This is a genomic window from Blastococcus sp. SYSU DS0828, from assembly GCF_054050975.1.
In genome coordinates this window covers 44,551-69,168 of the sequence record NZ_JBJHAK010000022.1, presented here as the reverse complement: position 1 = coordinate 69,168, position 24,618 = coordinate 44,551, and the positions used below count along the sequence as shown (strand labels likewise).

Annotated in this window: 18 protein-coding genes, 3 pseudogenes and 1 other annotated feature; of the genes and pseudogenes, 7 read left to right on the top strand and 14 right to left on the bottom strand. The window is 67.6% G+C overall.

What is annotated here, in order from left to right; all coding sequences use genetic code 11:
• Positions 1 to 215: 215 nt before the first annotated feature.
• The 4 genes from ACI79Q_RS16320 to ACI79Q_RS16305 are packed head-to-tail and all read left to right on the top strand — an operon-like array spanning position 216 to position 4,010.
• A complete protein-coding gene (locus ACI79Q_RS16320; RefSeq protein ID WP_456615033.1) occupies positions 216 to 1,460 on the top strand; it encodes a glycosyltransferase in 1,245 nt (414 codons plus the stop codon).
• The gene (locus ACI79Q_RS16315; protein ID WP_456615032.1) at positions 1,460 to 1,633 is read left to right on the top strand and encodes a hypothetical protein; all 174 of its coding nucleotides are present in this window, start codon (positions 1,460 to 1,462) and stop codon (positions 1,631 to 1,633) included. Before ACI79Q_RS16320 ends, ACI79Q_RS16315 begins: the two co-directional genes overlap by 1 nt.
• Positions 1,630 to 3,144, top strand: coding sequence for a hypothetical protein (locus ACI79Q_RS16310; protein WP_456615031.1), 1,515 nt, complete (start codon positions 1,630 to 1,632; stop codon positions 3,142 to 3,144). Before ACI79Q_RS16315 ends, ACI79Q_RS16310 begins: the two co-directional genes overlap by 4 nt.
• Complete coding sequence (locus ACI79Q_RS16305) at positions 3,141 to 4,010, top strand: polysaccharide deacetylase family protein (protein WP_456615030.1); 870 nt, start codon at positions 3,141 to 3,143, stop codon at positions 4,008 to 4,010. Before ACI79Q_RS16310 ends, ACI79Q_RS16305 begins: the two co-directional genes overlap by 4 nt.
• Here ACI79Q_RS16305 and ACI79Q_RS16300 read toward each other — a convergent pair.
• From ACI79Q_RS16300 to ACI79Q_RS16290, 3 genes are all read right to left on the bottom strand, one after another.
• Complete coding sequence (locus ACI79Q_RS16300) at positions 3,968 to 4,936, bottom strand: hypothetical protein (RefSeq protein WP_456615029.1); 969 nt, start codon at positions 4,934 to 4,936, stop codon at positions 3,968 to 3,970. The genes ACI79Q_RS16305 and ACI79Q_RS16300 overlap by 43 nt on opposite strands.
• 145 nt (positions 4,937 to 5,081) lie before the next feature.
• On the bottom strand, positions 5,082 to 5,906 hold the full coding sequence (locus ACI79Q_RS16295) for a hypothetical protein (RefSeq protein WP_456615028.1): 825 nt from the start codon (positions 5,904 to 5,906) through the stop codon (positions 5,082 to 5,084).
• A 355-nt stretch (positions 5,907 to 6,261) separates the two neighbouring features.
• Positions 6,262 to 7,059, bottom strand: a complete 798-nt coding sequence (locus tag ACI79Q_RS16290; RefSeq protein WP_456615027.1) for a hypothetical protein — start codon at positions 7,057 to 7,059, stop codon at positions 6,262 to 6,264.
• A gap of 477 nt (positions 7,060 to 7,536) precedes the next feature.
• Between ACI79Q_RS16290 and ACI79Q_RS16285 the strand changes: the two are divergent.
• Positions 7,537 to 8,814: pseudogene (locus ACI79Q_RS16285) on the top strand (O-antigen ligase family protein); the annotation flags it as partial.
• 256 nt (positions 8,815 to 9,070) lie between these two features.
• On the opposite strand, the gene ACI79Q_RS16280 reads toward ACI79Q_RS16285, so the two are convergent.
• The 6 genes from ACI79Q_RS16280 to ACI79Q_RS16255 form a co-directional block, all read right to left on the bottom strand.
• Complete coding sequence (locus ACI79Q_RS16280) at positions 9,071 to 10,309, bottom strand: lipopolysaccharide biosynthesis protein (protein ID WP_456615026.1); 1,239 nt, start codon at positions 10,307 to 10,309, stop codon at positions 9,071 to 9,073.
• A gap of 145 nt (positions 10,310 to 10,454) precedes the next feature.
• On the bottom strand, positions 10,455 to 11,183 hold the full coding sequence (locus ACI79Q_RS16275; protein ID WP_456615025.1) for a glycosyltransferase family 2 protein: 729 nt from the start codon (positions 11,181 to 11,183) through the stop codon (positions 10,455 to 10,457).
• A 341-nt stretch (positions 11,184 to 11,524) separates the two neighbouring features.
• Positions 11,525 to 12,421 carry a glycosyltransferase gene (locus ACI79Q_RS16270; RefSeq protein WP_456615024.1) on the bottom strand — a complete coding sequence of 299 codons (897 nt, stop codon included), beginning with the start codon at positions 12,419 to 12,421 and terminating at the stop codon, positions 11,525 to 11,527.
• A gap of 72 nt (positions 12,422 to 12,493) precedes the next feature.
• Positions 12,494 to 13,573 (bottom strand): glycosyltransferase family 4 protein, encoded by a 1,080-nt coding sequence (locus tag ACI79Q_RS16265; RefSeq protein ID WP_456615023.1) that lies wholly within the window; start codon positions 13,571 to 13,573, stop codon positions 12,494 to 12,496.
• Positions 13,573 to 14,784 (bottom strand): glycosyltransferase family 4 protein, encoded by a 1,212-nt coding sequence (locus ACI79Q_RS16260; protein ID WP_456615022.1) that lies wholly within the window; start codon positions 14,782 to 14,784, stop codon positions 13,573 to 13,575. Before ACI79Q_RS16260 ends, ACI79Q_RS16265 begins: the two co-directional genes overlap by 1 nt.
• Positions 14,785 to 14,940: 156 nt before the next feature.
• Positions 14,941 to 16,041 (bottom strand): glycosyltransferase family 4 protein, encoded by a 1,101-nt coding sequence (locus tag ACI79Q_RS16255; RefSeq protein WP_456615042.1) that lies wholly within the window; start codon positions 16,039 to 16,041, stop codon positions 14,941 to 14,943.
• A gap of 196 nt (positions 16,042 to 16,237) precedes the next feature.
• Here ACI79Q_RS16255 and ACI79Q_RS16250 point away from each other — a divergent pair, with 196 nt between their 5' ends.
• Positions 16,238 to 17,734: a polysaccharide biosynthesis tyrosine autokinase gene (locus ACI79Q_RS16250; RefSeq protein WP_456615041.1), complete on the top strand. Its 1,497-nt coding sequence runs from the start codon at positions 16,238 to 16,240 to the stop codon at positions 17,732 to 17,734.
• A gap of 282 nt (positions 17,735 to 18,016) precedes the next feature.
• Here the strand turns inward: ACI79Q_RS16250 and ACI79Q_RS16245 are convergent.
• Positions 18,017 to 19,177 (bottom strand): annotated as a pseudogene (locus ACI79Q_RS16245) (IS3 family transposase); the annotation flags it as partial.
• Positions 18,823 to 18,951: a sequence feature (AL1L pseudoknot), on the bottom strand. (Overlaps the previous pseudogene by 129 nt.)
• Positions 19,178 to 19,751: 574 nt before the next feature.
• Here ACI79Q_RS16245 and ACI79Q_RS16240 point away from each other — a divergent pair.
• The gene (locus ACI79Q_RS16240; RefSeq protein ID WP_456615021.1) at positions 19,752 to 20,801 is read left to right on the top strand and encodes a hypothetical protein; all 1,050 of its coding nucleotides are present in this window, start codon (positions 19,752 to 19,754) and stop codon (positions 20,799 to 20,801) included.
• 117 nt (positions 20,802 to 20,918) lie between these two features.
• On the opposite strand, the pseudogene ACI79Q_RS16235 reads toward ACI79Q_RS16240, so the two are convergent.
• From ACI79Q_RS16235 to ACI79Q_RS16220, 4 genes and pseudogenes are all read right to left on the bottom strand, one after another.
• Positions 20,919 to 21,435, bottom strand: a pseudogene (locus tag ACI79Q_RS16235) (integrase core domain-containing protein); the annotation flags it as partial.
• A gap of 247 nt (positions 21,436 to 21,682) precedes the next feature.
• Positions 21,683 to 22,801, bottom strand: coding sequence for an LCP family protein (locus tag ACI79Q_RS16230; protein ID WP_456615020.1), 1,119 nt, complete (start codon positions 22,799 to 22,801; stop codon positions 21,683 to 21,685).
• Positions 22,802 to 22,888: 87 nt separating this feature from the next.
• The gene (locus ACI79Q_RS16225) at positions 22,889 to 23,248 is read right to left on the bottom strand and encodes a hypothetical protein (RefSeq protein WP_456615019.1); all 360 of its coding nucleotides are present in this window, start codon (positions 23,246 to 23,248) and stop codon (positions 22,889 to 22,891) included.
• Positions 23,249 to 23,363: 115 nt separating this feature from the next.
• Positions 23,364 to 24,596 carry an acyltransferase family protein gene (locus tag ACI79Q_RS16220; RefSeq protein WP_456613179.1) on the bottom strand — a complete coding sequence of 411 codons (1,233 nt, stop codon included), beginning with the start codon at positions 24,594 to 24,596 and terminating at the stop codon, positions 23,364 to 23,366.
• Positions 24,597 to 24,618 lie beyond the last annotated feature (22 nt).

Here is a 24,618-nt window from a genome sequence, read left to right as displayed (position 1 = left end):
CACGTCACACGGCTGTGGCCGAAACGTGGCAGTAACTCAGCGTAGTCAGTTGAGCGCACAAAGATCGCATCGGTAAAGCCTTTCCCGACCACCCTTCCCCGTCATACGTTCTCGGCGCCTGCTCTCGTTGCCGCGGTGAGGAGGAACGTGCGGGATGAAGATCCGTGAGCCCGAGGCGCACTTGCCGGGTCGCTCGCGGCAATCGGGGGGATCCGGTGGGAACTGCAGGAATCGAGGGCGCTCGCACGCATCCTGTGGACGGCCTCGGCCCCGCCGCGGAAGCGCGCACGACGTTCGCGCCGGAGATCCCCCGGCAGTACCGCTTCGAGTCCAACGCCGCGGTGCTGGCGCCGGCCGAGACCCCGCGCACGGCGCCGGAGCCCGGCAGGGGCGCCCATCGCCGGCAGGCGCGCGTCACGGCGGTCATCCCGGCGCACAACGAGGAAGTTGGCATCGCGCAGACGATCGCGAGCCTCCGCCGGCAGACCATGCCACCCCAGCGCATCCTCGTTGCGGCCGACAACTGCACGGACGGCACGGTCGAGATCGCCCGGGCCTTGGGCGTCGACGTGCTGGAGACCCGGGGCAACACCGCCAAGAAGGCGGGCGCGCTGAACCAGGGGCTGGCGCTGGTCCTGGCGGCGCTCGAACCCGACGACGTCGTCCTGTCGATGGACGCCGACAGCCGGCTCAGCCCCGACTTCATCGAGCGCGGGATGCGCTACTTCGAGGCCTACCGGAAGCGCGGTGGCATCAGCGGCTCCTACGAGGCCGCTGACCACCCGTCGCGGATCGGGCTGCTGCAGAAGATCGAGTACGCCCAGGGGCTGCGGACGGTGCACCGCCGCGCGGGCCGGATCCACGTGCTCTCCGGGGCGGCCACCATGTTCACGGCGGAGGCGCTGCGGGCCGTGGCTGCCGCCCGCGGCTCCGCGCTGCTGCCCGGCGTGCCGGGGCAGGTCTACCACGAGGCGTCGCTCACCGAGGACTACGAGCTGACCGTCGCCCTGCAGCGGCTCGGGTACGACCCCCGGTGCGCGCCGGACTGCACGGTGGTCACCGACATCATGCCGACCTGGTCGGACTGGCGGACACAGCGGCTGCGCTGGCAGCGGGGCACGCTCGAGACGCTCATGACGTACGGCTTCGTCGAGCACACGCGCAAGGCGTGGCTGGTCCAGCTGTGGACGTACTTCCGCAGCCTCGTGCCGCTGCTCATGATCGCTGCCTGGTCCTACGCGCTGGCCCTCGAGGAGCCGTCGCTGCACCTGATCTGGCTGGTGATCATCCCGGTCTTCGTCCTCGACCAGGTGCTGGCGTCGTGGAAGGCGGGCCGGCGGGGCCGCATCTACGCGGCGTTCCTGCTCCCGATGGTCGTCTACGACATGGCCCAGTCGATCGTGAACTGGCAGGCGCTGTCCCGCGCGCTGCACGGCGCCGAGCCCGAGTGGATCACCTGATGGACGCCGGATTCCCCGCTCTCCTGGAGCAGGTGAGCCACGACGGGTTCATGGGCGCCACCGCCGTCCTGACGGCGGTCACGGTGCTGATGCTGTCCCTGGCGGTGCGACGCATCCTCCCGAAGAACGACCGTGACGGCACCCTGCCGGCGCGCGAGGAGGGACGGCGATGACCGTCACCCCCGCCGCGCCCTCGGGCACCTACCGGGCACCGCACTGGCACGACGCAGTGCTGCTGTCCCTCCCCGCACGCCTGGTCCGCCCGGCGAGCCGCCGGTGGATCGCCCGGCTCCCACTCGTCCTGACGGCCGTCGTGCTCGCGGTCCTGGCGCTGCGGCTGCGCAACGGCGCCTCGGCCGACGAGGCGCTCGCCGTCAACACCGGCCGGGATGTCATCGGGCAGTGGATCGCGCAGGCAGCGGCCGGCGTGCCCGTCGAGGCGCTGCCCGGCGCTCCCTTCCTCTACCCCGTGCTGGCCGCCGCGCTCGACAGCGTCGGCGGGCTGTTCCTCGTCCGCGCGTTCGGGCTGGCCTGTGTCGTCGCCGCGATGGTGCTGCTGTCGGGCGCGGTCGCGGCGTGCTTCCCGCACCGGGCGGGCGTCCTGACGGCGGTCGCCTTCGCGCTGAGCGCGCCGGTGGCGTTCGTCGCGGGGCTCGGGACGGCGGACGCCGTGGCGCTGGCCGGCCTGGCGGCCGCCCTCTGGGCGATCGCGGCGCGCGGCGGCGCTGCATCGGCGCTGGGAGCCGGCGCCCTGCTCGCCCTGGTGCCGGTCCTCCAGCACTCCACCGCCCTCCTCGTCCCGCTCGTCCTCGTCGCGGGGGCGGCCCTGGCCGGTGCCGGTGCGCTCCGCCGGACGGTTCTCGTCGGCGGCACGGCGGTGCTCCTGACGGGCATGGTGCACCTGCTCGGAGCGGGGCCTGGCACGCGGGCGTGGACCGACCTCCTCGGCAACGTGCCGCTCAGCCCGCACCCGTGGACCGGGCTGGTCGGGTGGCTCGTGCTCGACATCGGGATCCTCGTGCTGCTGGCCGGCGCCGGGGCGGTGCGGCTCGCCGGCACGGGCAGGTCGAACGTGCTGCTGGCGGCGGTGCTGCTCGCCGGGAGCGCGGTGTTCCCGGCCGCGCAGCTGTGGACGGGCTCGGCGGTGGCGTTCGACCGCAACCTGGCGTACTCGGCGCTCTTCCTGGCGCCCCTCGCCGGACTCGCGCTGACCCGGCTGTCGCGGGGCACGTGGCGGCTGGGGCCGGTGCTGCTGATCCTGCCCGTGCTGGTGCTGTTCGGCGTCTCCCGGTCGGGGGCGGTCTACGCGGCCTGGCCGGACGTGCGGCCGGTCGTCGCCGAGATCCTCGACGACCCCGCGGCGGGGTCCTACCTGGCCAGCGGCACCGCCGCGGAGGCGCTCGAGTACTACACGAACGACCGGCCCGCGGTGCAGTGGGCCGACACCTACGGCCTCTACGCCCGCGGCGAGGACGCCGTCCGGGTGGCCATCGAGGACCTCGACTACGAGGCGATCGTCCTGCACACGGCCAGCACCGGCTCGCCGGCCGAGGACGCCATGGAGGAGGTCATCCTCACGGCGCTGCACGACAACTACACCGATTACGAACTGGTGGCGACCATCCCGGCCTCGGGCGTCGCCGACGCCGACGTCTGGCTGCTCTACCGGCAGGTGGCCCGGTGAGCCGCCGGCGGCGGATGCTGCTGGTCGCACTGGCGGTCGTCCTGGGGCTGACCTTCACCGGCTACCGGGTGGTCTCGGACGTGTCGGGGAGCGAGGTGGCGTCGGCCGCACCGGCGTCGGCGGGTGAGCCGGTGGAGCTCCGCCCTCTCACCAGCGACTGCTCCGGCGGGTACGTCGTCCTCAGCTTCGACGACGGCCCGCGGCAGCACACCGGCGCACTGCTGGACCGGCTCCGCGACCTGGGCCTTTCCGCCGTCTTCTTCTGGAGCGGGCACAACATCGAGGGCCGGGGGGAGCTCGTCCGGCGAGCCGTCGCCGAGGGGCACGTCCTGGGCAACCACACCCAGTCGCACGCGAACCTCACCACCGGGGAGTTGCCCTCCGGCGAGCAGGTGGCGCCGTGGGGCGACGCGCAGATCCGCGAGCAGCTGCGTCGGGCCAACGAGCTGCTGGTGGCCGAGGGCGCCCCGGTGCCCGACCTCTACCGGCCGCCGTACGGGGCGGTGAACCAGCAGGTGGACGACGTCGCGCAGGCGCTCGGGCTGCGGCTGGTCATGTCCTTCGGCCGGGACGCGAGCGACAACCTGGTCGACTCGCACGACACCGAGGGGATCTCCGCCGAGGAGATCGCGGCCAACGTCGTCGGGCCGATGCGGGACGGCTCGATCATCACCATGCACGACGGCCTGGGGCAGGCGACGCTCAACTCGATCGAGGCCCTCCAGCCGATCGTCGACGCGATGAACGAGCGCGGGCTCTGCGCCACCACCGAGGTGCGGCCCGATGCGACCGGCCGGATGCTGGAGCCCGGGCCGACCGCGGTTCAGGTGCCGAGCTCGGCGCCGAAGGCCTCGGCGAACGGGTAGCCCTCCGCGCTCTCGATCGTCATGTCCCACACGTAGGCGCCGCGCACCCGGACTCCGGCGTCGGCGAGGGCGCGGTAGGCGGCGAGGTACTCCTCGACCGGCATCTGCCCCGGGTCGCCGAGCGCGGAGCCGGCATAGGTGGTGCCGATCGTGAACCGGGACGGTTCGAGTCCGCGGTCGACCAACCGCTGCGCTGTGGCCACGATGTCGGCCCGGCGCTTCTCGGGGGCCTGGGGGAAGTCGTAGAACTGCGGCCCGTAGAGGTCGCAGACCCGGCCACGCCACGTCCGGCCGTCCACGGTGGCCTCGCCCTCGGCCAGGGCGAAGTCCTCGTACAGGCGCAGGCCCGGCTCGGCGGAGACGGTGACGGCGAAGTCGGCTCCCCGGCTCGCCTTGAGCCGGGCGCTGGCGCTGACCAGAGCCCGTAGGTCGGTGCCGGCGCCGCCCTGCTCGAGGTCCCAGTCGACGCCGACGCAGCCGTAGGTGTCGCAGATCCGCTCGATGCTGCTGACGACCTCGTCGACCTGCTCGTCGGTGCGCACGACGATCCCGCCGTCCTCCGCGCCGCCGACGGAGAGCAGGACCGCGGCGCCGCGGGCCTGCACGGCCGCGATGTCGGCGCGCATCTGCTCGGGGGTGACGCCGCTGCCCTGGTCGGGGTCGAACTCGAGCCGGCCGGTGCCGGGCTGCGCGCTCGTGGCGAAGGCGAGGAAGAAGACGGTGACGCGGTGGCTGGCAGTGGTCAGCCGGGGCGATCCGTCGGCCCGCCAGTACTCGGCGACGACCGCCCGGGGGAGGGGATCCACCACGGATGCCCCCTCGGGCTCACCTGTCGAGCGCACTGCGGTGACCACTCCGATCGCGACGGTCAGCGCGACGACGCCGACGAGGAACGGCACCGCCTTCCGGCGGCCAGGAGAGAGCACCGGCACCCCCTCCTGCAGTCGTCCGCGCCCGGGGGTGCCCGGCAGGTGTGCGCGGGCACCCGCTGGGGCTGATCCTAGGAGCCCTGCCGGGCGACCGGGATCCTTCGGGAGGTCGCGTGCCCCCTGTGCCGTGCGGCCCGTGCCGTCACTGGCAGACGGGGACGGCGAAGTCGGTGTTGTGCAGGTACGGGCCACCGGGCGGATCGCCGTTCATGTAGGAGTTCGCCGGCGTCCAGAGGCCGTTCCACGGCTCGGTCTCGACCAGGTACCAGAAGCCGTCGGGGCTGACGCTGGGCACGCTCGGCGCGTAGTAGCGGCAGCGCACCAGGATCCGGGTGTGCGGCGGGATGGCCGGGCCGCGTCCCGAGAGCGTGCGCGGGTCGGCGAACGTGTTGGCGCCGATGCTGCCGGCCTCCTCCTCGACGAGCGTGCCGTCGCCGGTGCTGGGCAGCGGCACGTCGACCAGGTCGGTGGTGGTGGCGGAGTCCGCCGCGGTGCCGCGCTCGCCGATCACGAAGGCAGTGAGGGCGGAGGAGAGGACCGCGACGAGGACCAGGGAGGCAGCCATCAGCGCCCAGGTGGGCAGCCGGCGCCGGGGCGGTGCCGGGTCGGCGCCCTCGGCGGCGGGCTCGGGAGCCGGATCGGCCGGGGCCACCGGAGCGGCGGGGGCACCGCGGTAGGGTCCGCAGGACTCGACGAGAGCGGGCACCCCGGCCGCCTCCGGGTAGCCGGGCATCTCGGCCCGCGCCCACGTGTCGAGCTCGCGGACGGCGCCGGTCACCTTGGTGCGTGGGTAGCTGCCGGCCATCCAGTTGTCGAGCGTGCGCGCGCTGACCAGCCCGCCGGAGCGCTGGACGAGCTGGTCCTTCCCGCCCGCCGCCGCGATCAGCCAGCCCACCTGCGCCACGAAGGGATCGAAGGCCGGGGTGGTGGCCGCCGGCTCCCGCGGTTCGCCCGTCGACCCGCTCATCCGGCCACCCCCGTAGCTCCCAACCGGTTGCCGGGCAACCTAGCGCAGCGGGGGAGCGTTGACGCGCAGACGTGCGCAGATGGTGCTGCGCTCAATCTGCGGGCGGCTTGCACCCCGCCCTCGTTGCCGTGGCGGCGCGCTGCGGGTTCAGTACGAAGTCGTACCGCATGGCGGAAGGGGCGGAGTGTGCACGCCGTCCTCGCCTCGGCCGAGCTGACCAGCACGGGGGTGGTCAGCTCGGCCCAGCGGACCGATGGGAGCGGCGCAGCGGCCCTGACCCCGCCGCTGCGCCCACTCGACGGGGGACGGACGGGTTCGTGCAGCTGCCGCCGCATGCGCAGGCGCCCGTGGGCGGTCAGCGCAGCCGGCTGTCGATCGACTGCTGCCAGGCCAGCTCGTCGATGACGGCGCGCTTCTCGACGTCGTCGAAGCGCACGTCCCTCCACCGGCGGCGCTGCTCGTCGCCGAAGGCGCCGCCGCGGTACCACTCGCCCTTGCGGGTCAGGAACCACGAGCGGCCGTGGTAGTCCGGCCCCTCGAAGGCCCAGCCGGTCAGCCGGGTGAGCCCGGTGCGCCGGGTCTCGGGCTCGCGCGCGTAGGGGAGCAGGTAGAGGCAGACGTCGGTGAACTGGGCGGCGGTGAGCCGGCGGAGCACGTGGACGGCGGAGCGGACCTGCTGCTCGGTGCGTGCCTCGTCGCGGGCGTAGAGCAGCCAGACGGCGTCCTCGTCTGCGAGCTCGAGCAACGTGGTGCGCTGCCGCAGGCGCTCGGCCTCCGCGGCGGCGGCCTCCTCCTCGCGGCGCTTCTCCTCGGCGACGGCGGCCGCGCGGGCGCGCAGGCGGGCGTTGGCGAGGTCGCGGTCGCACACCCGCCAGCCCTGCCACAGATCGGAGTGGTCGGCGCAGACGGCGCGGGTGCACTCGGTGCACTCGCCGATGGCGGGGTCACCGCAGCGGCAGGTGGCGCCGGCGTCGTCGTCGCGGGTCTGGATGTAGACGGTGCCGCAGCGCCGGGGCGCGGCCGGCGCCGGTACGGGGTCGGTGCCGGAGGGGGCACCGACGAGCTGGTCGACGCGGGCGTCGGCGTCGCACCGCCAGTAGCCGGGGAGGATCTGCGCGCGCGTGGCCGTCGCCCCACAGGAGGGACAGGGCATGCTGCGAAGGGTAGGAGCGAACAGTGCCCATTTCCCGTCGCGTGGACGTGTCGCACACGTCCCGACACGCCCGTCACAGAGGCAACGGCCGTAGTTGGAGACGCCAACATCTGTTCGCGCTGGCGACAGGGCTGGGACTCGAAGCGCCTATGCGGGGCCGCCTCCCACGCCGTGACGGCTCGCGAATTACAGTGCTGTCGACGATCCGCGACCAAGGTGACGCGACGCTGCCCGACCTACCATCACGGCGGGCACGCGCAGTCCACGGTCAGGCCTGCCCGTACGAACGCAGGGAGCCGGGAAAGATGCGGGCATCCCCGACGACGGGGCCAGTGGCGGAAGGAGCCACATCTGCGCCGCACTGCCGGGAAGGACTGCCTCGATGGCCACGAACGATTTTGCAGCGGTACAGGATGACGTACTCATCATGGCGCCCGTCGTCGCTGTTCCCCTGACCCCGTCGGTCTCGAGTTGACCATGCGCGGCCGCCACCGCAGGACTCGCCATGTCCCCCGGAATTCTGAGACCCTGCCCTGGGCCAGGATGAAGAGCGACTCGCTTGGGATCCGTACGCTGACCTATCGAGCTCTCGTGGCGACGCTAGTGGCCTTCCTGATCGTCGCGCTGGGCGCGGCGGCGGCTTACAGTCTCACGCTCGCCGTAGGCGTCCTTGGCGCCGCAATCTGCGTGGCCTGCCTTATATGGCGACCTGAACTCTCAGTGCACGCCGCGATCCTGCTCGCGTTCACGGCCACACCAGTGGCCCTGCCGCAACAAATCACCCTCGGCGGCGCCACTATCTACCTGTTCGAGCCGGCCCTCTTCGTGGCGGCTCTGTGGGCGATGTCTCAGCCAGCATCCCCTCGTTCGACTCGCGGATTATGGGCGCTTGGATCCGTGCTGGCGTTAGGCGTCCTGATAGCCATCGCTTCCTCCGTGGAATTTGGTCGCCTGAACGAAGAAGTGCGCCCGTTCGTGAACCTGATCCTCGCCTATCACGTTGCGTCACGTATATCGTTTCCATCGTGGCGAACCCCTCTGCTTGTCACCGTTCTGGCGTCGCAGTGGATCTCCGCAGTGTTGATGATCGCTGCATCGGCGACGAGTTTACAGTTGAACGGCCGAGCTGAGGCCGCAGCGCTGAACGGAGCGGAGTCCGGTGCGGTCCGCCTGCTTACGCAAGCGAGCTGGCTATCACTGGCCGTCCTGTGCGGGGTGGTGGCCGCAGCTATCGTGGGACTTGCGAGTTTGCGTTTGCTCCTCTTCGCCGGATCCCCGGCCGCAGTGATCTCTTTCCTAGGCTTTTCGAGAAATACCTTGCTCGGCATCGCGGTTGCCCTCGCTCTGGCCCTCGCCTACTCATTATGGCAACGCGACCTCATGCGCGCCGTTAGACGTGGATTCATAACTGTGGCTGTGATGGCCGTCGCCGTCACCGGTGCCTACTGGCTCATGGCTCCCGCTATCGAAGGCTCGTGGCTGGAGGAGCAACTCCTCGGGTATCAGACCCGAGTCTTGGAGGGCTTGACGACCACGGCACTATCGCAAGACAGCTCTGCGCGTTATAGGACGGGAGAGGTTGCCGCTCTCATCCAGGCGTGGGCTGACTCACCGATTCTAGGGCATGGTTTCGGGTACGCCTACAAACCCGCCATTGATATGGGCGGCGAATTTGGCCAGTGGACCGCTACAAGCGGACGGTACTACGCACATCAGTACTATCTTTGGCTCGCAGTCAAAACTGGCGCTGTCGGATTAGCACTTGCCCTATACGGGCTCGTGCGGCCGGTGCTAGAGGCCTGTCTCAGCGGAAGGCGGGCAACCGTTCCTGTTTCCGCGCCGCTCGCTGCGCTGCTTGTCGTGAGCATCGTGGCGCCCGCACCCAACGGCCTACCGGAGGCTCTTGTCGTCGGCGGTCTTGCGGGGGTTGTGTGGCCAGTGATTGCCGAGCACCGACGTGGTGAACACGGCGCGCGGGGCCGATTGACAAGCTATGCCGAACGGGGCGCGATCACGCTGGAGAGGTCGCAGCACGAGACCGCCGATGCGCGTATATCGCGAACGGAACCAACTGGCAGGTCAACGTTGCCACAGCGGTGGCCAAGATCGGGCCAGCTGCCCCGATCGCGTTGGCCAGCAGCACTGACAGGCAGATGTTGACCGCAACGGACGCTAGAATAGGCTTGACCTGAAAACGCAGGGCGTTCGCATCCATCATTGACATTCCTATTGGATACAGCGCTGCCTGAGTGCACGTTGCTGCGATATATGACCAGATAACGAGTCCGTCGACGGCGATCAATCCGTCCGACAGAAGAGCGAATACCCAGTCACTGATCAGTGACAGGCTGAGTCCCAGAGCCAACGTGGCGATGCAAAACGCGGCAGAGAACCGAGGAAGTCCTAGAGATTCTCCCCTCTGCAACTTTCGGGTGAACACTGGCCACAACGCAACGGCCATTGCTGTCGTCAGCGCGCCGATCGGGCCGAAGATTTGTGCTGCGAGCGAGTATTCCGCCACTTGAGCCGGCGTGGAAGCCAGCGACAAGATGAGTCGGTCGGACATCACTGCGACCTGAATCAGGCCGGTCTGAGCCATCATCGGCCATCCGACGTCCATCACGCGAGCTCCGCGAAAGCTTCGCCGACCCATGTTTTGTAGCGCCCAGTCGACTGCGGTAGCCATATGGCGACGAGCCCAGAAGGAACCTACGCCGTTGGTGATGACGAGAGCGACAAAAAACGACAGTGGTAGCAGTGGCGCGTGGTCGGCGTTGAACAGGTAAATGTCAATGAGGACTCCGAGGAGTGCAAGCGGTACAAGAGGAGCTTGCGCCAAGGACTGGAGATGGCTCTTGCCTAAGCCTACGAATACGCGCTGACCGAGCGATAGTGGGGCAGACGCCGCGAAAAGGAAGACGGCGACGGTAGCCACCCAGGTTGCCTCTCCGCCGCTGAGGACGCCTGCATTGTTCTCAGCGAATAGCATCTCCCACACTGGTGTCGCGGCTAGGCACGCAGCCAATATCGCACATACCAGGGCGAAGGCGACCGTGATACGAATACATGAGAGCAAGGTCCGACGCACGCGAGCGTCGCGGTTCGGGGAATCCGACGCTGCGATGGTGTTGACGAGCGCAGTTCCTGACCCGAGATCCGAGAACTGCACGAGCGCGGGAAGCGACACCATCAGCGAGAACCAAGCGTAGGCTTCCACACCATAATGTCGCACGACGAGTGTGGCGATCATCAGCCCAGCCGCCCCGGAGCAAGCTAGCCCAATGAGACGGGAGCCGAGGATTCGTGAAGTGAAGGCGCCAATCTTCCGCAGAGCGACTCCCGAATCGCTGGCCCAGATGCGCGCGGTTGTCCGCCGACCATTCAACATGTCCAGCTCAAGCTCTGCGGGCGGATGGCGGTGGTCCCATGCGCCCCCGCCATGCGTCCGTCAAGCCGCGCACGCCTTGGCGTAAGTCCGCCGCGCTGCCTCGTCGCGCGATCCTCAGCAGCAGTCGTCCAGATGCGAAGGTGCGAGCCCACCAGGGGAACGAGTCGGGATGCTTCCCAATGAAGTGAAGAGTGTTGCGCGCGTACAAGTAGGGCGTGTAGTTTCCGGGTTCCTGCCGCGCAACGGCTCTCGATGTGATCAGTACCTTTCTCCCCAATTGGCGCACGCGTAGGGCGAAGTCCACCTCTTCCACGTAGAGAAAATACTCTTCCGGAAAGCCGCCCACCTCTCCAGCCGCTGCGAGATCAAGGAGAAGAACGGCGCCGTCTGCCCAGGCGACTTCGCGCGTCGGCGTGTCTAGATACTTTGCGAGCGGCTCGTCTGCGCCAATGTGGCTGACGCGACCGTCCCGGCCCAGAGTCCCGCCGGCGGAGAACAGTACGTCTGGCCTGGATGAGAAGGACAGAAGCGGAGCGGCAATCGCCGCCGCGTCGTCGCCAGCGAGGGTATCCTGCAGCGCTTGTGCCGCAGTAGGCATCAACTTCGCGTCCTGCGTCAAAATCAAGAGCTGGGCGTAGCTCAGTTCCCGGGCCCGATGCATCGCAATATTGACCGCTGCTGCGTAACCAACGTTGCCGCCAGGGTCGATGACGAGGGTCCGCTGGCCCGCGGGCATATCTACGTACGGGGCAGCCAGCGGGAGGTCTCGCGAGTTATCGATGATGAGTACAACGTGCGGTGGGGCGGACCAACTTCGCATGTCAGCAAGGAGAGATGAGACGGACTCCGGGTCCTTATAGTGGACGATGCACGCGGCGTATTCCCGACTATCCATAATGCTGGTCAAGCTCCTCGATACTGTGATGTGCGCTGCTCAGCGCACTCGATCGTGAACGTGAAGCCGTAGGGCGCCCTCTACGGAAGTGCTCTCGGGTCGGGTCGGAGTGTTTTTACCACCTCGGTCGGAAACTCGACGTGCGTCCAAGGCGGTTGACCCTCACTAGCTCGCCTTCAACATCACACTGAACTGCTCATTGAGACCGCGGCGGCCGTCTCGAGCACGGAGCGGCTTGGCTGTTGCATGTCGAGCTCGTATGCGAGCCCGCGCGAAACCAAGTGGTCAGCGAATCGTCGCTGGTGTTCGTCCACGTGCTCGCCGAATCGGGCGCTCCGGGTCAGCAGCACAGGGCACTTGCCGGCCTCCAACGCTTCGAGCACGCTCCCGACCCCTGAGTGACAGGCGACAGTGTCGGCTCCCTGCATGAGGCTGCTCATTGATTGCACGGGCAGCCATTCGTAGGTCTGGCCTTGTAGGCCGCCGCGGAGGCTCGAGCCAAGTTGCCAGGTGACATCGTCAGTGGGTCGCAACACCTTGGTGATGCCGTCTATGGCTCGATCGAAGCGATACGGCTTGATGGTGCCGAGCGTTACAAATAGGCGGAGGGCGCCGACACGCTGCCTTGGGGACGGCGCAAAGTTGTCAAGGAGATTGCCCGCGTAGCCCCATCCCGACGTTGCCCAAGCGGAATGCTGCGTCATAGTCGTCACGCCCGGTGTCAGATGAAGCAGGCGCCCAGTTAAAGAGGGGCCCGACAGCCGCGTGAGGCTTTCCACGAAGACCGCCGGCATGCGGAAGCGCGGCGCCTGTGAAAGGATCAGCAACGCTAGCCCGGCCCCCGTGCTGATGCATACATCGAACCTCTCTTTTTCCATCACCGGCCGCGCGGCCTGACCAGCGCGAACGGCGGCCGCGATGTCCCGGGGGCGAACGTAGGGCACGTAATGTGTACGCCTCCCCCGCAATAGAGAGTCGGTCTGCGTCGACTGCGCGGTGATCCAGAGCGAGTCAGGTGAGGGCTCGATATGGCGTGACAGAAGGTCCAACTCGGAGATATGGCCACCTGGGCTGGCCACCCAAAGTACCTTGGCGCCCTTATAATCCTCTAGCACGACAAGCCCCCCGTTCACAGACGTATGTAGACATTGCTACAGCGACCACCGTGTACGCTTTCGCTGTCGAGCCTCGTGGAACGCCGTCGTCCACAGGCCCGTCAATGCGACCTGTGTGTTCACGGCGGCATAGTGGTCCCGCACGCGGGCGCGGGCGCGCTCTCCTCTAGGTCTCCAGGACTCCCCGTCCATCAGGTTCGTGAGCGCTCGCGTCAGGCCGTCGACGTCCCCAGCGTCCAAGAGTTCGCCCACTTCCTCGGTCACCAGTTCCTCCACCTGTCCGACGCGCGTACCAATCACAGCGTTGCCGGCGGCCATAGCCTCGAGGAGAAACATTGGTAACGCTTCTGCGCGCGACGGCAAAACAGCAACCTTGCTTCGCTCGAGCAGGGCCAACAGGTCTTCATGCCTCAACGGACCGTGGTAGACGACGTCAGGGCGATCCGCCAGCCGGATCGCGAGTCCCTCGACGTCCAATCCTGCTATGTGCAATTGCCAGTGATCTTGCGTCGGCGCGCTGAGCCATGCTTGAGTGAGGGCGTCAAACCCTTTGCGATGCGATAGTTCGCCACCGAAGACGACCCACGACTCCTTTGTCGACCAGTCCAAAGTGGGTACGCTGACTCCGTTACGGACTAGTGTCACGACGGAGCCGGGGCCGAGCAACTGTCGGCACGTCGTGACGGAGTCCGCAGTTAAGGCGGCTATGACGTCAGCTCGGCGAAGAACGACCCGGGTCAGTGCAGGATGGGATCGAGCGAAAGTGTCGAAGTCGGCGCCGTGAAGGTGCGCCACGGTGCCAAAGCCCAAGGCGCGGGCTAGCATCAGAACGACGCCCTCGCGCACGAAGGAACCTCGCTCAGAAAGATGTGCCGACACAACGGTTGGCTGTTGCCGAAGTCGCTCGCGAACCAGAGTCCACGCCGCCACGGCAGACATGAACGGGGAGCGGGGGTCGCGACGCTTGCCCCGAGTGGTGGGCAACGCGCGCATTCGCACGCCGGGCACCTGCCAAGTAAGCATCCCGTTCACTACCTTGGCCATGCCGCCTGGGAACGCGCCGACAGCGCCCACATGGATGACATTAAAAGTGGCGAAGTTCGAACGCTCAGTCATTAGGGGGCTCTTTGGCCGCGAGAGGTGCGCACGTTGCGCCAGCCGTCGTGGTCGGGATTCGCGGTCGACGCGCTAGCGCAAGATCGCTCGGACAGAAGCCGCTCAGTTGCGCCTCGGCCAGTAAGCCAGGTGTCAATCAACTTCGCCCAGTCAACCGAGCGGTGTAGTTGTTGCCACGCAGCGAGAGTGTTCCGCGATAGGGTTGCGTACGTGTGGCTGTCGGTTAGCAATGTCTGGAGCCGGTGCGCTAGGTCGACCGGGTCGCCAGCGCGAAAGAGTAAAGCTGACTCTCGGTGCTGAAGTTGCCGCACGAACATCGGGTGGTCGGATGCCACAAGAGGGGTTCTAGAGCAGAACGCCTCGTAGATCGTTAGAGGAAATCCCTCCGCATAGGCGTGACGACTGGGCACGACAACGACATCGGCCTGTGCCATACGGTTGATAACCTCACCGTTCGGCACGGCACCGACCAGCTGCACGGCGTCGGCTACGCCAAGCTCGTTGACCATCTGCCTCAAGGGATCTTCGTCCCCTTGGCCGACTATGTCGGCGCTCACCTTCAGGCCGTCATCCTTCATAAGGCGAACAGCAGCGATGAGGTCGGTCGCTCCCTTCTCCGGTACGATGGCGCCCACGTATATCAGTCGGAAGGGGCCAGGCCCGAGTTCCTTAGGGTTGCGGCTCTGTGGTGTGTCCATTGCGGGGAAATCCCAGGCAAGGCATTTCGAGGCGCATGCACCGATCTCAACCAGTTGCCGAGTGGAGGCTTCGCCGTGGTTGGCAACGAGGTCAACGGTCGGCAAGTACGTCATCGCTGCCAGTAGGCGGAACGCTACTCGGCTCTTGACGGAGGACGGGTTATATGAGTCGGCGAGGAGGAGCATCGTTCGAACGCCCCGCACGGCGCTCCAAAGTAGGACCCGTCGCATCGGGCTGCGCAGGATCAACATGGTCGGCGACAGCTTCTCGAGCAAGCGAGCTACCGCGACCACTGAGTAGTCACCCGTGCTCCCCAAGCCGATCGCCCGCACTCCGCTTGGCAGGCGCACGTCATACTGCTCTTCCGTGACGCAAGTGATCGTGACTACATCCCCGAGCCGGTTGGCGAGGTTCTCCACGTAGTCGACGGTGTACTTCTGCGCGCGGTAAGTTTCCGGCCCACCCTTAGCCAACCGTTCCGCGGCCTCTCGAAAGTCGCCACCGTACTGCACGATGACGAGGCGGTCGGCTGAGGATCGGGATCTGCGCCGCACGTTGCTACGTGGCATGGCTGTCCCGCCGATTATCTAGACGCCGCGCCTGACGACCTCGGGTGACACTGAGTCGCTGCTGTTTCACGTCTTGCCCTTCGTCGTAGCCGAGTCCCCTCATGCGAAGATCGCCGTCAATGCAGTGTTGAAGGCATCTGGCGAATGGTCGTCCGACCATACTTGGCGGCCCGCGGCGGCTTTGGCTAAGAGGGGCGGTCCGAGAGTCACTTCGGCGCAGGCGCGTGCCAAGTCCTCAGCGTCATCGGAAACATGCCAAAAGGCCTCCCTCCGTATGCCTTCAGCGCCTACGGTGGTGCTGACTACCGGTAGGCCGTGGGCCAGGAGGGTGAGCGTCTTCATCTTGATGCCGGCCCCCTGCCACACGGGCACGATGGCGGCCGTCGCGCCGTTAAGGGCGGGGTGGAGGTCAGGTGCAAAGCCGAGGAAGTCAACGCAGGGATATCGCCTCAGCTCGGCACGGAGACCGGGCGGGCAGTCTGCACCGACGACGCGCAAGCGCACACCCGCGTGGGTCAAGACCGGGTCCGCGACCGCGAGAAACTGCAACAACCCTTGGACGTTGGGCGCGTACACGAACGATCCCAGCCAGACGATGGTCGTCGGGTCTGATCCAAGCTTAACGACCGGAGCGGCAGGGACGGAACTCGGGAGGACTGAGACTCGTCCTTGATCGCTCGATCGGGAGACTTTCAGCCAGCGCCTTCGTTCGTCCTCGGATGTCACCGTCACTGATGCGACACGCACTCCGACGCGAGCCTCGAAGGGCTGGCTCGTGAGGAAGTCAAGGATCGGGCGTAGGCCTGGAAGCCCCCGAGAACCGACTATGGCGTCCCTGCTACTGACGGTCAGGACGTTCGCCTTGTCCCAGTGCCAGCCAGATCCCCGTCGCACGTAAATGCCGGTCGCTTCACCGATACCAATAATCCGACTGTAGTCGGAGTGATACTTGTGTATGAACTTGGATAGTTCCCTCGAGTAACGTCCAACTATCCAGGGGGGCGTTCTGGTTAGGAGCGCGACCAGAATGCGAACGGCGGTCCACGGAGCACTGGTCCGGGTTTCCCACCACGGGGCAAAGGTCCGAACTCGGGCCCGTGGGACCGCGGCTCGAAGAGCTTCCACGTCCTCGTCCGTGCTGCTGGGACGACGGACCACGAGAACGTCGGTGTCTCGCATCTCGGAGAGGCGCTCCAGCATGGCCAAGACGCGGACGGGATCCCCCGAGTCGGGTGGCCAGGGCAGGCTCGATACGACTATCGCCTGTCGTTGCGTCACGGGACCCCCGTCTCGCGCGTTGCTCGGCTGGAACCAGCTCACCTGTAAATCTATGTGCCCGATCCGGTCGACACCCGGTTGAGCGGTTAAGTGTTCATGCTCAGCGTCTCAAGTGACCATGGCTGGTCCGCAAGGCGCTGGTCACGCCACTCCCTCCTTCGGAGGGGTGCGAAGGTATGCCCCGCGCTTGTGGAGGCATACTCGCTGTAGTCGTCGAGGTGGGAGCCGCAGAGTGGACGTCCGCAAGGCATTGACAGCGTTACGCGCGTCATGGTGGCTCATCGTGGCTGGCATGGTTCTAGGCGGGGCCGGGGCCCTCGTGGGTGCCCAGCTGCAGCAACCGATGTATGAGGCGAACACCCAGTTCTTTGTAGCGACGCAGAACACCAACACGACCTCAGACGTGTTCCAAGGCGGGCAGTTCAGCCAAGAGCGCGTGACGTCGTACGCGCGGCTGATCACCGGGGAGCAGCTCGCAGGTCGAGTCGTTGATCGCCTGGGGCTTGACGAATCGGCCACGGCGCTAGCTAGTCGGATCAGCGCGGAGCCCATCGCAGACACTGTTCTGATTGACGTGTCCGTTGAGGACCGATCGCCGAGTGTGGCTCGGGAGATCGCCCAGGCTATTGGGCTGGAATTCACGCGACTGGTCGAGGAGTTGGAGACGGCCCCCGGAGCCGCCACCTCGCCGGTCGCCGTTCGAGTGACGCTCGCACCGGAAGAACCGGACTCCCCGAGCTCACCTCAGGTGGCGCGCAGCGTGCTCGTCGGTTCCGTACTCGGCGGCGTGGTGGGGGTCGGTCTGGCGTTCCTGCGGGTTGCTTTGGATCGGTCGGTCAAGAGGCCAGATGAAATCTCGGAATCGCTAGGACTGCCGGTCATCGGGACGATCGCCCGCGACAATAAGCTGGCGAAGGCGCATGTCATAGATCGTGAGGCGGTAACGCGAGCTGCGGAGGATTACCGACAGCTCCGTACGAATCTGCAGTATCTGAAGGTTGACGACCCCCCAAAGGTCATCATGTTGACGAGCGCCTTGCCGGACGAAGGCAAGACGACGACGGTCGTAAACCTTGCCGTGGCATTAGCCGATGCAGGGCGGCGGGTCACCGTTGTGGACGGCGACCTCCGCAAGCCGAAAGTCACCCGGTATTTGGGACTGATCGGCGGAGTCGGGCTCACAAACATTCTGTCAGGAAGTGCTGGAGTCGACGATGTACTGCAGCGGCATGGGACCAGAGGCCTCAACGTTATTGCTGCGGGGCCGACCCCGCCCAACCCTGGCGAGATGCTGTCCTCGAGTCAAATGCGCGCGATGCTAGACGGTCTGCGTAGCGAGAACGACTTCATTCTTGTCGATGCGCCTCCTCTGCTCCCCGTCGCAGACGCAGTCGGACTGGCTGTGCACGTAGATGGCGTGCTCCTGTCTGCCCGGTACGGACGCACTCAGAAGGAACAGTTGCGGCAGGCTGCCGCGGCATTGGAGCGTGTGGGCGCGAAGGCGCTCGGTGTGATTCTGAACATCGTTCCCGGGAATTCGGAGATCGCGACCGCCTACGGTTACGGTCACAAATACGAAGTTGGCGACGAGGGGCCTGGGCCAAAGTTTCGGTGACTCTGGCATGCCGCTTCGTTACTGGTGGTTGGTTCGGCTAGGGAATGCCTCTACGAGGTTGGCTTCGAGGAGCTGGGCCACAGTAATGAATGGCGGTGGCAGGGGCTCGGTCGTCATCACGCGGGCAAGGTGGCGGATCGAGCCAGCAGCTCTGGGTCAATGGCTATGCGGACTCTGTGTGGCACATGCGGCGGCGAACCGATCCAGTGCTAATGAACCGCCCCCGGTCCAGCGGAGGCTTGGTTCTGCTGAATGGTCTTCGGTGAGGTCGGCCATCGAACAGTAGTGGTCGTCCTCGTGCTCGACCGGTGGGTGTCGCCGCGGGCGCCGTGCAGGCGTCGGTGGGTGAATCAGTCGACGTACTTCAGGGTCGCGAGTTCCACGTCGTCGAGGCCGCGCCAGGGTCCGCGGCGGGGGAGGGGCTCGGTCTGGTACAGACCGATGAGGTACTCGGCGGTGGAGTTGTCGTAGGGGTCGCCCTCGCTACCCACCGAACGAACGGCGCCGGTGACATCCAGGCGTTCGGTGTAGCGGGTGGCCAGGCGCTGCACGCCGCGGTTGGAGTGGTGCAGGAGGCAGGTCACGTGGCGCTGGTGTCGGGCGCGGGCCCGCAGGCCGTGTTCAAGGGCGTCTAGCGCCAGGTCGGCGCAGAGGCTGGTGGAGGTCAGCAGCCGACGACCCGGCGGGAGGAGACGTCCATGACGAAGGCGACGTAGATGCCCCCGGACCAGGTGGCGACGTAGGTCAGGTCGGCCACCCACAGCCGGTTCGGCGCCGGCGCGGTGAAGTTCCGGTCGACCAGATCTCCAGGGCGGGCGGCCACGCGGCGGGCACGGTGGTGCGCTTGCTTCTGCCGCGGACCACGCAGGCCAGGCCCAGCTCGCGCATCAGCCGCTCGACCCGGCAGCGGGCCACCGGAACGCCTTCGCGGTTCAGTGCCCGCCACACCTTCGCACGTCGTAGACGCCCAGATTGACCTCGTGCACCCGGACGATTTCGGTCTTGAGTCGCCTATCGCCTATCGCCTATCGCCTATCGCCGACCGCCCGAGCCGAGAGCGGCCGGGAGTGGTGGGCGCAGTAGGTGCTCGGGGCAATCTTGGCGCCGGCAGCGGTGGGCGCTCGGCAGTTCGGCTCGACCCCGAAGTCGTCCTTGCTCTAGTCGATGTAGGCGATGAGCGCCGACGTGGGCGGTCGAGCTCCGCCGCGAACAAAGCCGACGCGGACTTCAGGACCTCGTTCGCCCGGCGCAGCTCGCGGATCTTACGTTCCAACTCCGCGTTCCGCTGCCGGTCATCGGTCGACGTGCCCGGCCGGACGCCGCCGTCGACCTCGGCCTGGTTGCCCCAGTTGCGCAGCGTCTCGGGGTTGATGCCCCGCTGCTGGGCCACCCGGCCAGGGCGCCCTTGCGCTGCCCGGTCTCCTCCCGGATCTCGAACGCCATCCGCACGGCCCGCCCACACAGTTCGTCGGGGTACTGTCTCGGTGCTGGCGCTGCTTCACCCTTCCGTGGCTTCAGTTCCTCCACCAGACCCGGGGGCCATGGTGAGCCATCTGGGAGGCGTTGAGGATCCCGAACGCTGACACATGGCGCCGGGCGGCTCAATCTCGCTCGACCGCTGAAGCGACCTTTTCGCATGTACGCACCTCTTCGGTCTTCCGTATGGCGGTCGGAAGTTGCCCCGCACTGCCTGCGGATCTGTGTCCTCCGGGCTGTCTCTCCGACACGCTCGAAGACGTCCCCAGCCACGACGGCGGGGCTGCGAGGATGGTCCGAGCGCATCGCGCCATGCGTCTCCCTAACTGAGGTGTTCGGAGGTTCTGTGCCCCAGCAGCTAGTGGGTCGGGCGGCGCTTCTCGGCCTGGCGGTCTCCGTGTCTCTGGCGGGGCTGTTAGGTTGTGCTCCGTCTGACGTAGAGCTAGGTGTGCGGGAAGCCACCTCCCCCCCGAGGTCCTCGCCGCCGGCGCGTCCGGACACCTCCGAGGAGCCCAGCGGCATGACGCCGGAAGGTGCGCGGGTGCCCGAGTCGTTCGTCGATGAGACGCTTCCTGCCCCTGACGGGGAGGCTTGGCGCAGCATGCCGACGCTGGCGAAGCAGGTGCCCGAAAGTGCGCCCAACGTCGCCGACGTGTCCGCCGCAAACGGCCTTATGGGACGGTACCCCTTCGGCCCTGCGAGTGTCTGGCGTGAGGACGTATCAAACGCGCCGATCTCGACGCAAAGTCACAGTCTCGTGGCTCACCTGGCGAGCACTGTAAGTGACCGCTATAACGGCATAGCAGCTTTCAATGTCTACAACTTCAACAACAGTTACTACATCGCCGATGATGGGTTATCCACTACGGACGTCGCCTTCGTTGACTGTCAAGGTAAAGGCTACACGCCAGATGGACTCGTAAACCCTGGAGGCCACTTCCAGGATGTGCCTATTCCTGCTGGTGCTGTTCCTTCACCAGGTACGGACAAGGCGTTGTCGATCTACTCACCGTCTACGGATCAGTTGTGGGAATTTTGGGGCGCGGTCCACGATGAGGGCGGATGGGGTGCATGCTGGGGAGGGCGGATCGATCGAGTGTCCCGTAGCCCCGGGTTTTTCGACGGGCACTTCGGCGCGACGGCGACTGGGCTTTCTAGCTCGGGCGGTATGGTGAGGCTTGCCGACGTCCAGAGTGGGCGCATCGAGCATGCCTTGTCTCTTGCCATTCCCAATCCTGCAATCGCGACGAGGCTGAGCTGGCCCGCGCAGCGGAGCGACGGTTGGGACACTCATCCTCATGCAGTCCCCGAAGGTACTCGACTGCGTCTTGATCCAACGATCGATGTCTCAGCGCTGAATCTGCATCCTGTGGCTGCCATGGTGGCGAGTGCCGCGCAGCGGTACGGCTTTATTGTCGTCGACACCGCGGGCGCTGTTGCGCTGATTGCGGAGAGTGGCGCTTCCGTTCAGGCGGCGACGGGCGAGGATCCATGGGCGCCGTTACTGGATGGCGTCCCCGACTATCGGGTGATGCACGGTTTTCCCTGGGATCGACTTCAGGCACTGCCGCACGACTACGGGCGACCGTGAGGCGCGGCAGGGCGTAGTGCGCCACGCACCCGGCCGTCGCCCGGAACGTTGATCTGCTGCCGTCCGGCGGCAAACGCGTGATCGTTTGGGAGCCGGCCGCCAGATGTCCGGTCGCCGCTAGGTGTACTGACCGGACAGGTTGGTCAAGCGGGTGATGGGTGGGCGACGCCCGGTCGCGGTGTGGGGTCGGTGATGGTTGTACTCGTGCAGCCAGGCGGAAAGTGCTTTGCGGCATGCTGATTCGCTCGCGAAGGGGCGTCGGTAGGCCTGGCCGTCGGCCATCGTGCGGTGGATGCCTTCGATCTTGCCGTTCGTCTGCGGGCGGTAGGGGCCGGCGTGGCTGGGCTTGATGGCAGCTCGAGGCAGGTGTCCCGCCAGGCGTGGGAGCGGTGATCCGAGCCGTTGTCGGAAAGGACGCGCTCGACGGTGATGCCTCGATCGGCGAACCAGGCGACCGCGTTGCGCAGCACGCCGATGGCGGTGGTAGTGGTGTCGTCGTCGTGGATCTCGGGGTAGGCGCCTCGGCGGTGGTCATCGATCACGGTGTGAGCGAACGCCGTGCCGATCACCGGGTGGGAGTGCTTCGGCGCCGTCGTGCGGGGCTCCCGGGCCTACTGACGCCCCCGCTGTCGCGGCGGCCGCCCGGGCGGTGAGCGATCATCGGCCCGTGCGTCTGCACCTGCGAGTCAGCCCCTCGGCTTGGCCGAGGGGCTGGGTCGTTCTCGGTCCAAGGGCTGGGTCAGGCGCCCGTCCTGGTGCTTGCGACGCGCGCGCAGGCGAGCGCGCAGCGAATTCTGTGCGGGCCGGCCGGCGAGTGGTCTTCGGGGTCAAGGCGTGTCGGGCTCCGCGCACAGCCTGTTGCTCCGTGGCAACAGCCGCCGTCAGCGCGGTACGTCGGGCAGGGCTTCGTCGGCGAACTCGTCGGCGTTCTGGCCGAGGGAGTCACTGCGCAGGTACTCCCACATGCGGCTCGCGGCCACGTCGTCGAGGTAGACGACGCTCGCCTGCCCCTCCATGCCGAGGCCCATCACCGGCGCGGTGAAGAACTCGATGTCGCCGGGGGTCACGTTGCGCATCGAATAGGCGAGGCTCACCAGGTCGGCGTTGCTCAGGGTGTCGTCGACGCTCACCGCGCTCGTGATGGCGAGCATCGCCGCATCGAGCTTCGGCGGGCTGGTGAAGGTCTCGGAGTTGAACAGCTTGTCGAACATCGCCCGCAGGTATTGCTGCTGCCGCTTCACGCGGTCGAAGTCCCCACCGGGCAGGCCGTAGCGCTGCGCGAGGTACCAGCGGGCTTGGTCGCCGTCGAGGTGGTTGACGCCCTCGGTGAAGGTGTACGGGCCGTTCTGTGTGGTCTCGGCGACCACCACGTCCACGCCGCCGAGGTCGTCGGTCACCTGGATCAGGCCCTCGAAGTCGATGGCGACGTAGTGGTCGATGCGCACCTGGGTGAGCTGCTCGACGGTCTGCACAAGCAGCGGCGGGCCCCCGATCGCGTAGCTCGCGTTGATCTTGCTCATGCCGTGGCCGGGGATCTCCACCCACGAGTCGCGGGGGATGGAGATCAGCTGGGCGTGCTGCCGGTCGGCGGAAAGCCGGGCGAGCATGATCGCATCGGATCGGCCGCCGGGGTCGACGCCCTGCTCGCCCTCGCTGCGGGTGTCGGAACCGACCAGCAGGAAGGTGACCGGCTCCTCGCCGGCGCTCTGTTGCGGGGTAGCCGGCGCGGGGCGTGCGTCCTCCTCGATGTCGGCGAAGACGTCGGAGACGCGGTCGATGTTGCCGGCCCAGCGGTCGGCGAGGAACCAGAAGCCGCCGCCGACGAGCAGTACCAGCGCGAGTGCCAGGATTCCGAGGCCGATCAGCACCCGCCGCAGCCCGCGGTGACGGGGGCGTCCCTCTGCCATCTCGTCCGCGTGGTCGCCGTCGGCCACGAGGGGGATGGGGGAGGTGTCACCCGTACGCCCGCTGTCGCGCACGCCGCTGTCGCCGCTCTGCATCGCCTGCCCCCCGTCGCCGTCGAACCCGGCCGAGGGTACGGCGACGTAGGAGAGGGCGGGGTTGGCCCTGCCTCGCGGGGGTGAGGCTCAGGCCAGGCCGCGCTCGCGATCGGTCGGCGCGCGCTCGGGGGCGGGGATGCAGTGCCCGATGGCCGGGTGCCCGGATGGGCGCGGCCTGCGTGAAGCCCCCTCTGCCGCGGCCGCGCCCGGGAGCGGCCACGCCTCGTCGGCGGCCGGCTCGTCGTCCGGGCCGGCATGCAGGGTCGTGGCTGCGGCGTCCTCGTCGTCGGCCAGGCGGATCCCGCGCCCGATCACCAGGGCCACGGCGATGCCGGCCGCCACCCACAGTGTGATGAGGATCAGCACCCAGCTCATGGGCTCTTCCTTGGTGTCGCCGGCTCGTCGCCGGATACGCGGGAAACTACCCTGCTTCGTGACCGTGATCACCTACCCCGACGGTACGCCTGCATACCGGCCGGGCGGATCACAGCTGCGCATCGTCAGCATCCCCCGGATCCGGTGAATGTGCCGGGCGGGGGGCGGCCAGCGCCTGTGTGTCGCGCTACCGCTTCTGGACGTGACCGCCGCCGCCGGTGCTCACCGGTAGCGACCCCCCGCGCAGCCGCCGCTCCAGCGGCTTCTCGACAACAGTGAACAGCACGTAGGCGCTGGCGATGGATCCGACCAGGGCCAGCACCGAGGCGCCGAGGGCGCCCGGCACGGTGGTGGGCTCGAGCACGTAGTCCACCGCCCGGATCACCAGCTGGTGGGTGAGGTAGAAGGCGAACGACCACTCGCCGAGCTTCACCAGCACCGGGTGGCGGAACACCGACCGGCGCCCGTCGAGGTCGGCCTGCGCGGCCGTCGCGATGGTGAGCGCGAACGGGATGAACGGGATCGCCACCCAGATCAGGTAGGCGGGCGCGAACGCCGCGACGACGTAGGCGACGGCGACCAGCGCGAGCGAGCCGCCGAGCCCGATGCGGCGGACGCGGGCGCCCTCCTTGATCCACAGCGCGATCAGGATGCCGAGGCAGAACTCCCACAGCCGCTGCACCGGGAAGATGAAGATCGCCCAGTCGGCCACCGTCTCGCCGTGGGTGAGCGGCGCCAGCACGATCGGGGGCACGATCACCAGCACGCAGAGCACCCCGGCGACCCACCACCGCGCCCGCTGCGACAGGCGCATCGCCTGCACGATCAGCAGCGGGAACAGCGCGTAGAAGAACATCTCGCAGGAGATCGACCACGTGACGCCGTTCCCGGCCCAGTAGTAGTCGGAGTCGGGGATCCACGCGTGCAGGCCGAGGAACTGCGGCGCCATGTGCAGCAGCAGCGTCCCGGTCTCCTCCGGGCGGGCCAGTGCGTTCAGCGGGATGAACGCGATCACCGCCACCCAGTACGCAGGCGCGATCCGGGCGAACCGCCGGCGGTAGAACGGGCCGGCCCGGTCGCCGGGGCGGTGGGTCCAGGTGAGCACGAACCCGCTGAGGATGAAGAAGAAGCTCACCCCGGCCGCGCCCGGCTCCAGGTACGGGTAGACCGTGTCGGCCACCGGCGTGAACTCGAACGTCGCGATCAGGTGCGAGCCGAAGACCAGCAGCGCCGCGACGAACCGCAGGCCGGTCAGCGAGTCCAGCCGCGCGGTCGGCTTCGCCGGGGTCGGGCCGGACGACGACGCCCGCGGACGCGCCGGCAGCGCCGCCGCGCGGCGCGACTGCCGCTCACCCGCCCCCTGGCCCGCCGGCCGCGTGGCGGCGCTGCGCGATGTCGTGCCGGGGCGTGGTGCCGACACCGCTAACCCACCCGAGGTGCGC

What these genes read in the sequence shown, in the direction of transcription:
- ACI79Q_RS16295 (WP_456615028.1), bottom strand. Translation starts at nt 5,906, where the DNA reads ATGAGCGGGTCGACGGGCGAACCGCGGGAGCCGGCGGCCACCACCCCG.
- ACI79Q_RS16290 (WP_456615027.1), bottom strand. Translation starts at nt 7,059, where the DNA reads ATGCCCTGTCCCTCCTGTGGGGCGACGGCCACGCGCGCGCAGATCCTC.
- ACI79Q_RS16250 (WP_456615041.1), top strand. Translation starts at nt 16,238, where the DNA reads ATGGCTGGTCCGCAAGGCGCTGGTCACGCCACTCCCTCCTTCGGAGGG.
- ACI79Q_RS16275 (WP_456615025.1), bottom strand. Translation starts at nt 11,183, where the DNA reads ATGCCCGCGGGCCAGCGGACCCTCGTCATCGACCCTGGCGGCAACGTT.
- ACI79Q_RS16315 (WP_456615032.1), top strand. Translation starts at nt 1,460, where the DNA reads ATGGACGCCGGATTCCCCGCTCTCCTGGAGCAGGTGAGCCACGACGGG.
- ACI79Q_RS16230 (WP_456615020.1), bottom strand. Translation starts at nt 22,801, where the DNA reads ATGCAGAGCGGCGACAGCGGCGTGCGCGACAGCGGGCGTACGGGTGAC.
- ACI79Q_RS16280 (WP_456615026.1), bottom strand. Translation starts at nt 10,309, where the DNA reads ATGATCGCCACACTCGTCGTGCGACATTATGGTGTGGAAGCCTACGCT.
- ACI79Q_RS16310 (WP_456615031.1), top strand. Translation starts at nt 1,630, where the DNA reads ATGACCGTCACCCCCGCCGCGCCCTCGGGCACCTACCGGGCACCGCAC.
- ACI79Q_RS16265 (WP_456615023.1), bottom strand. Translation starts at nt 13,573, where the DNA reads ATGACTGAGCGTTCGAACTTCGCCACTTTTAATGTCATCCATGTGGGC.
- ACI79Q_RS16255 (WP_456615042.1), bottom strand. Translation starts at nt 16,041, where the DNA reads ATGCTGGAGCGCCTCTCCGAGATGCGAGACACCGACGTTCTCGTGGTC.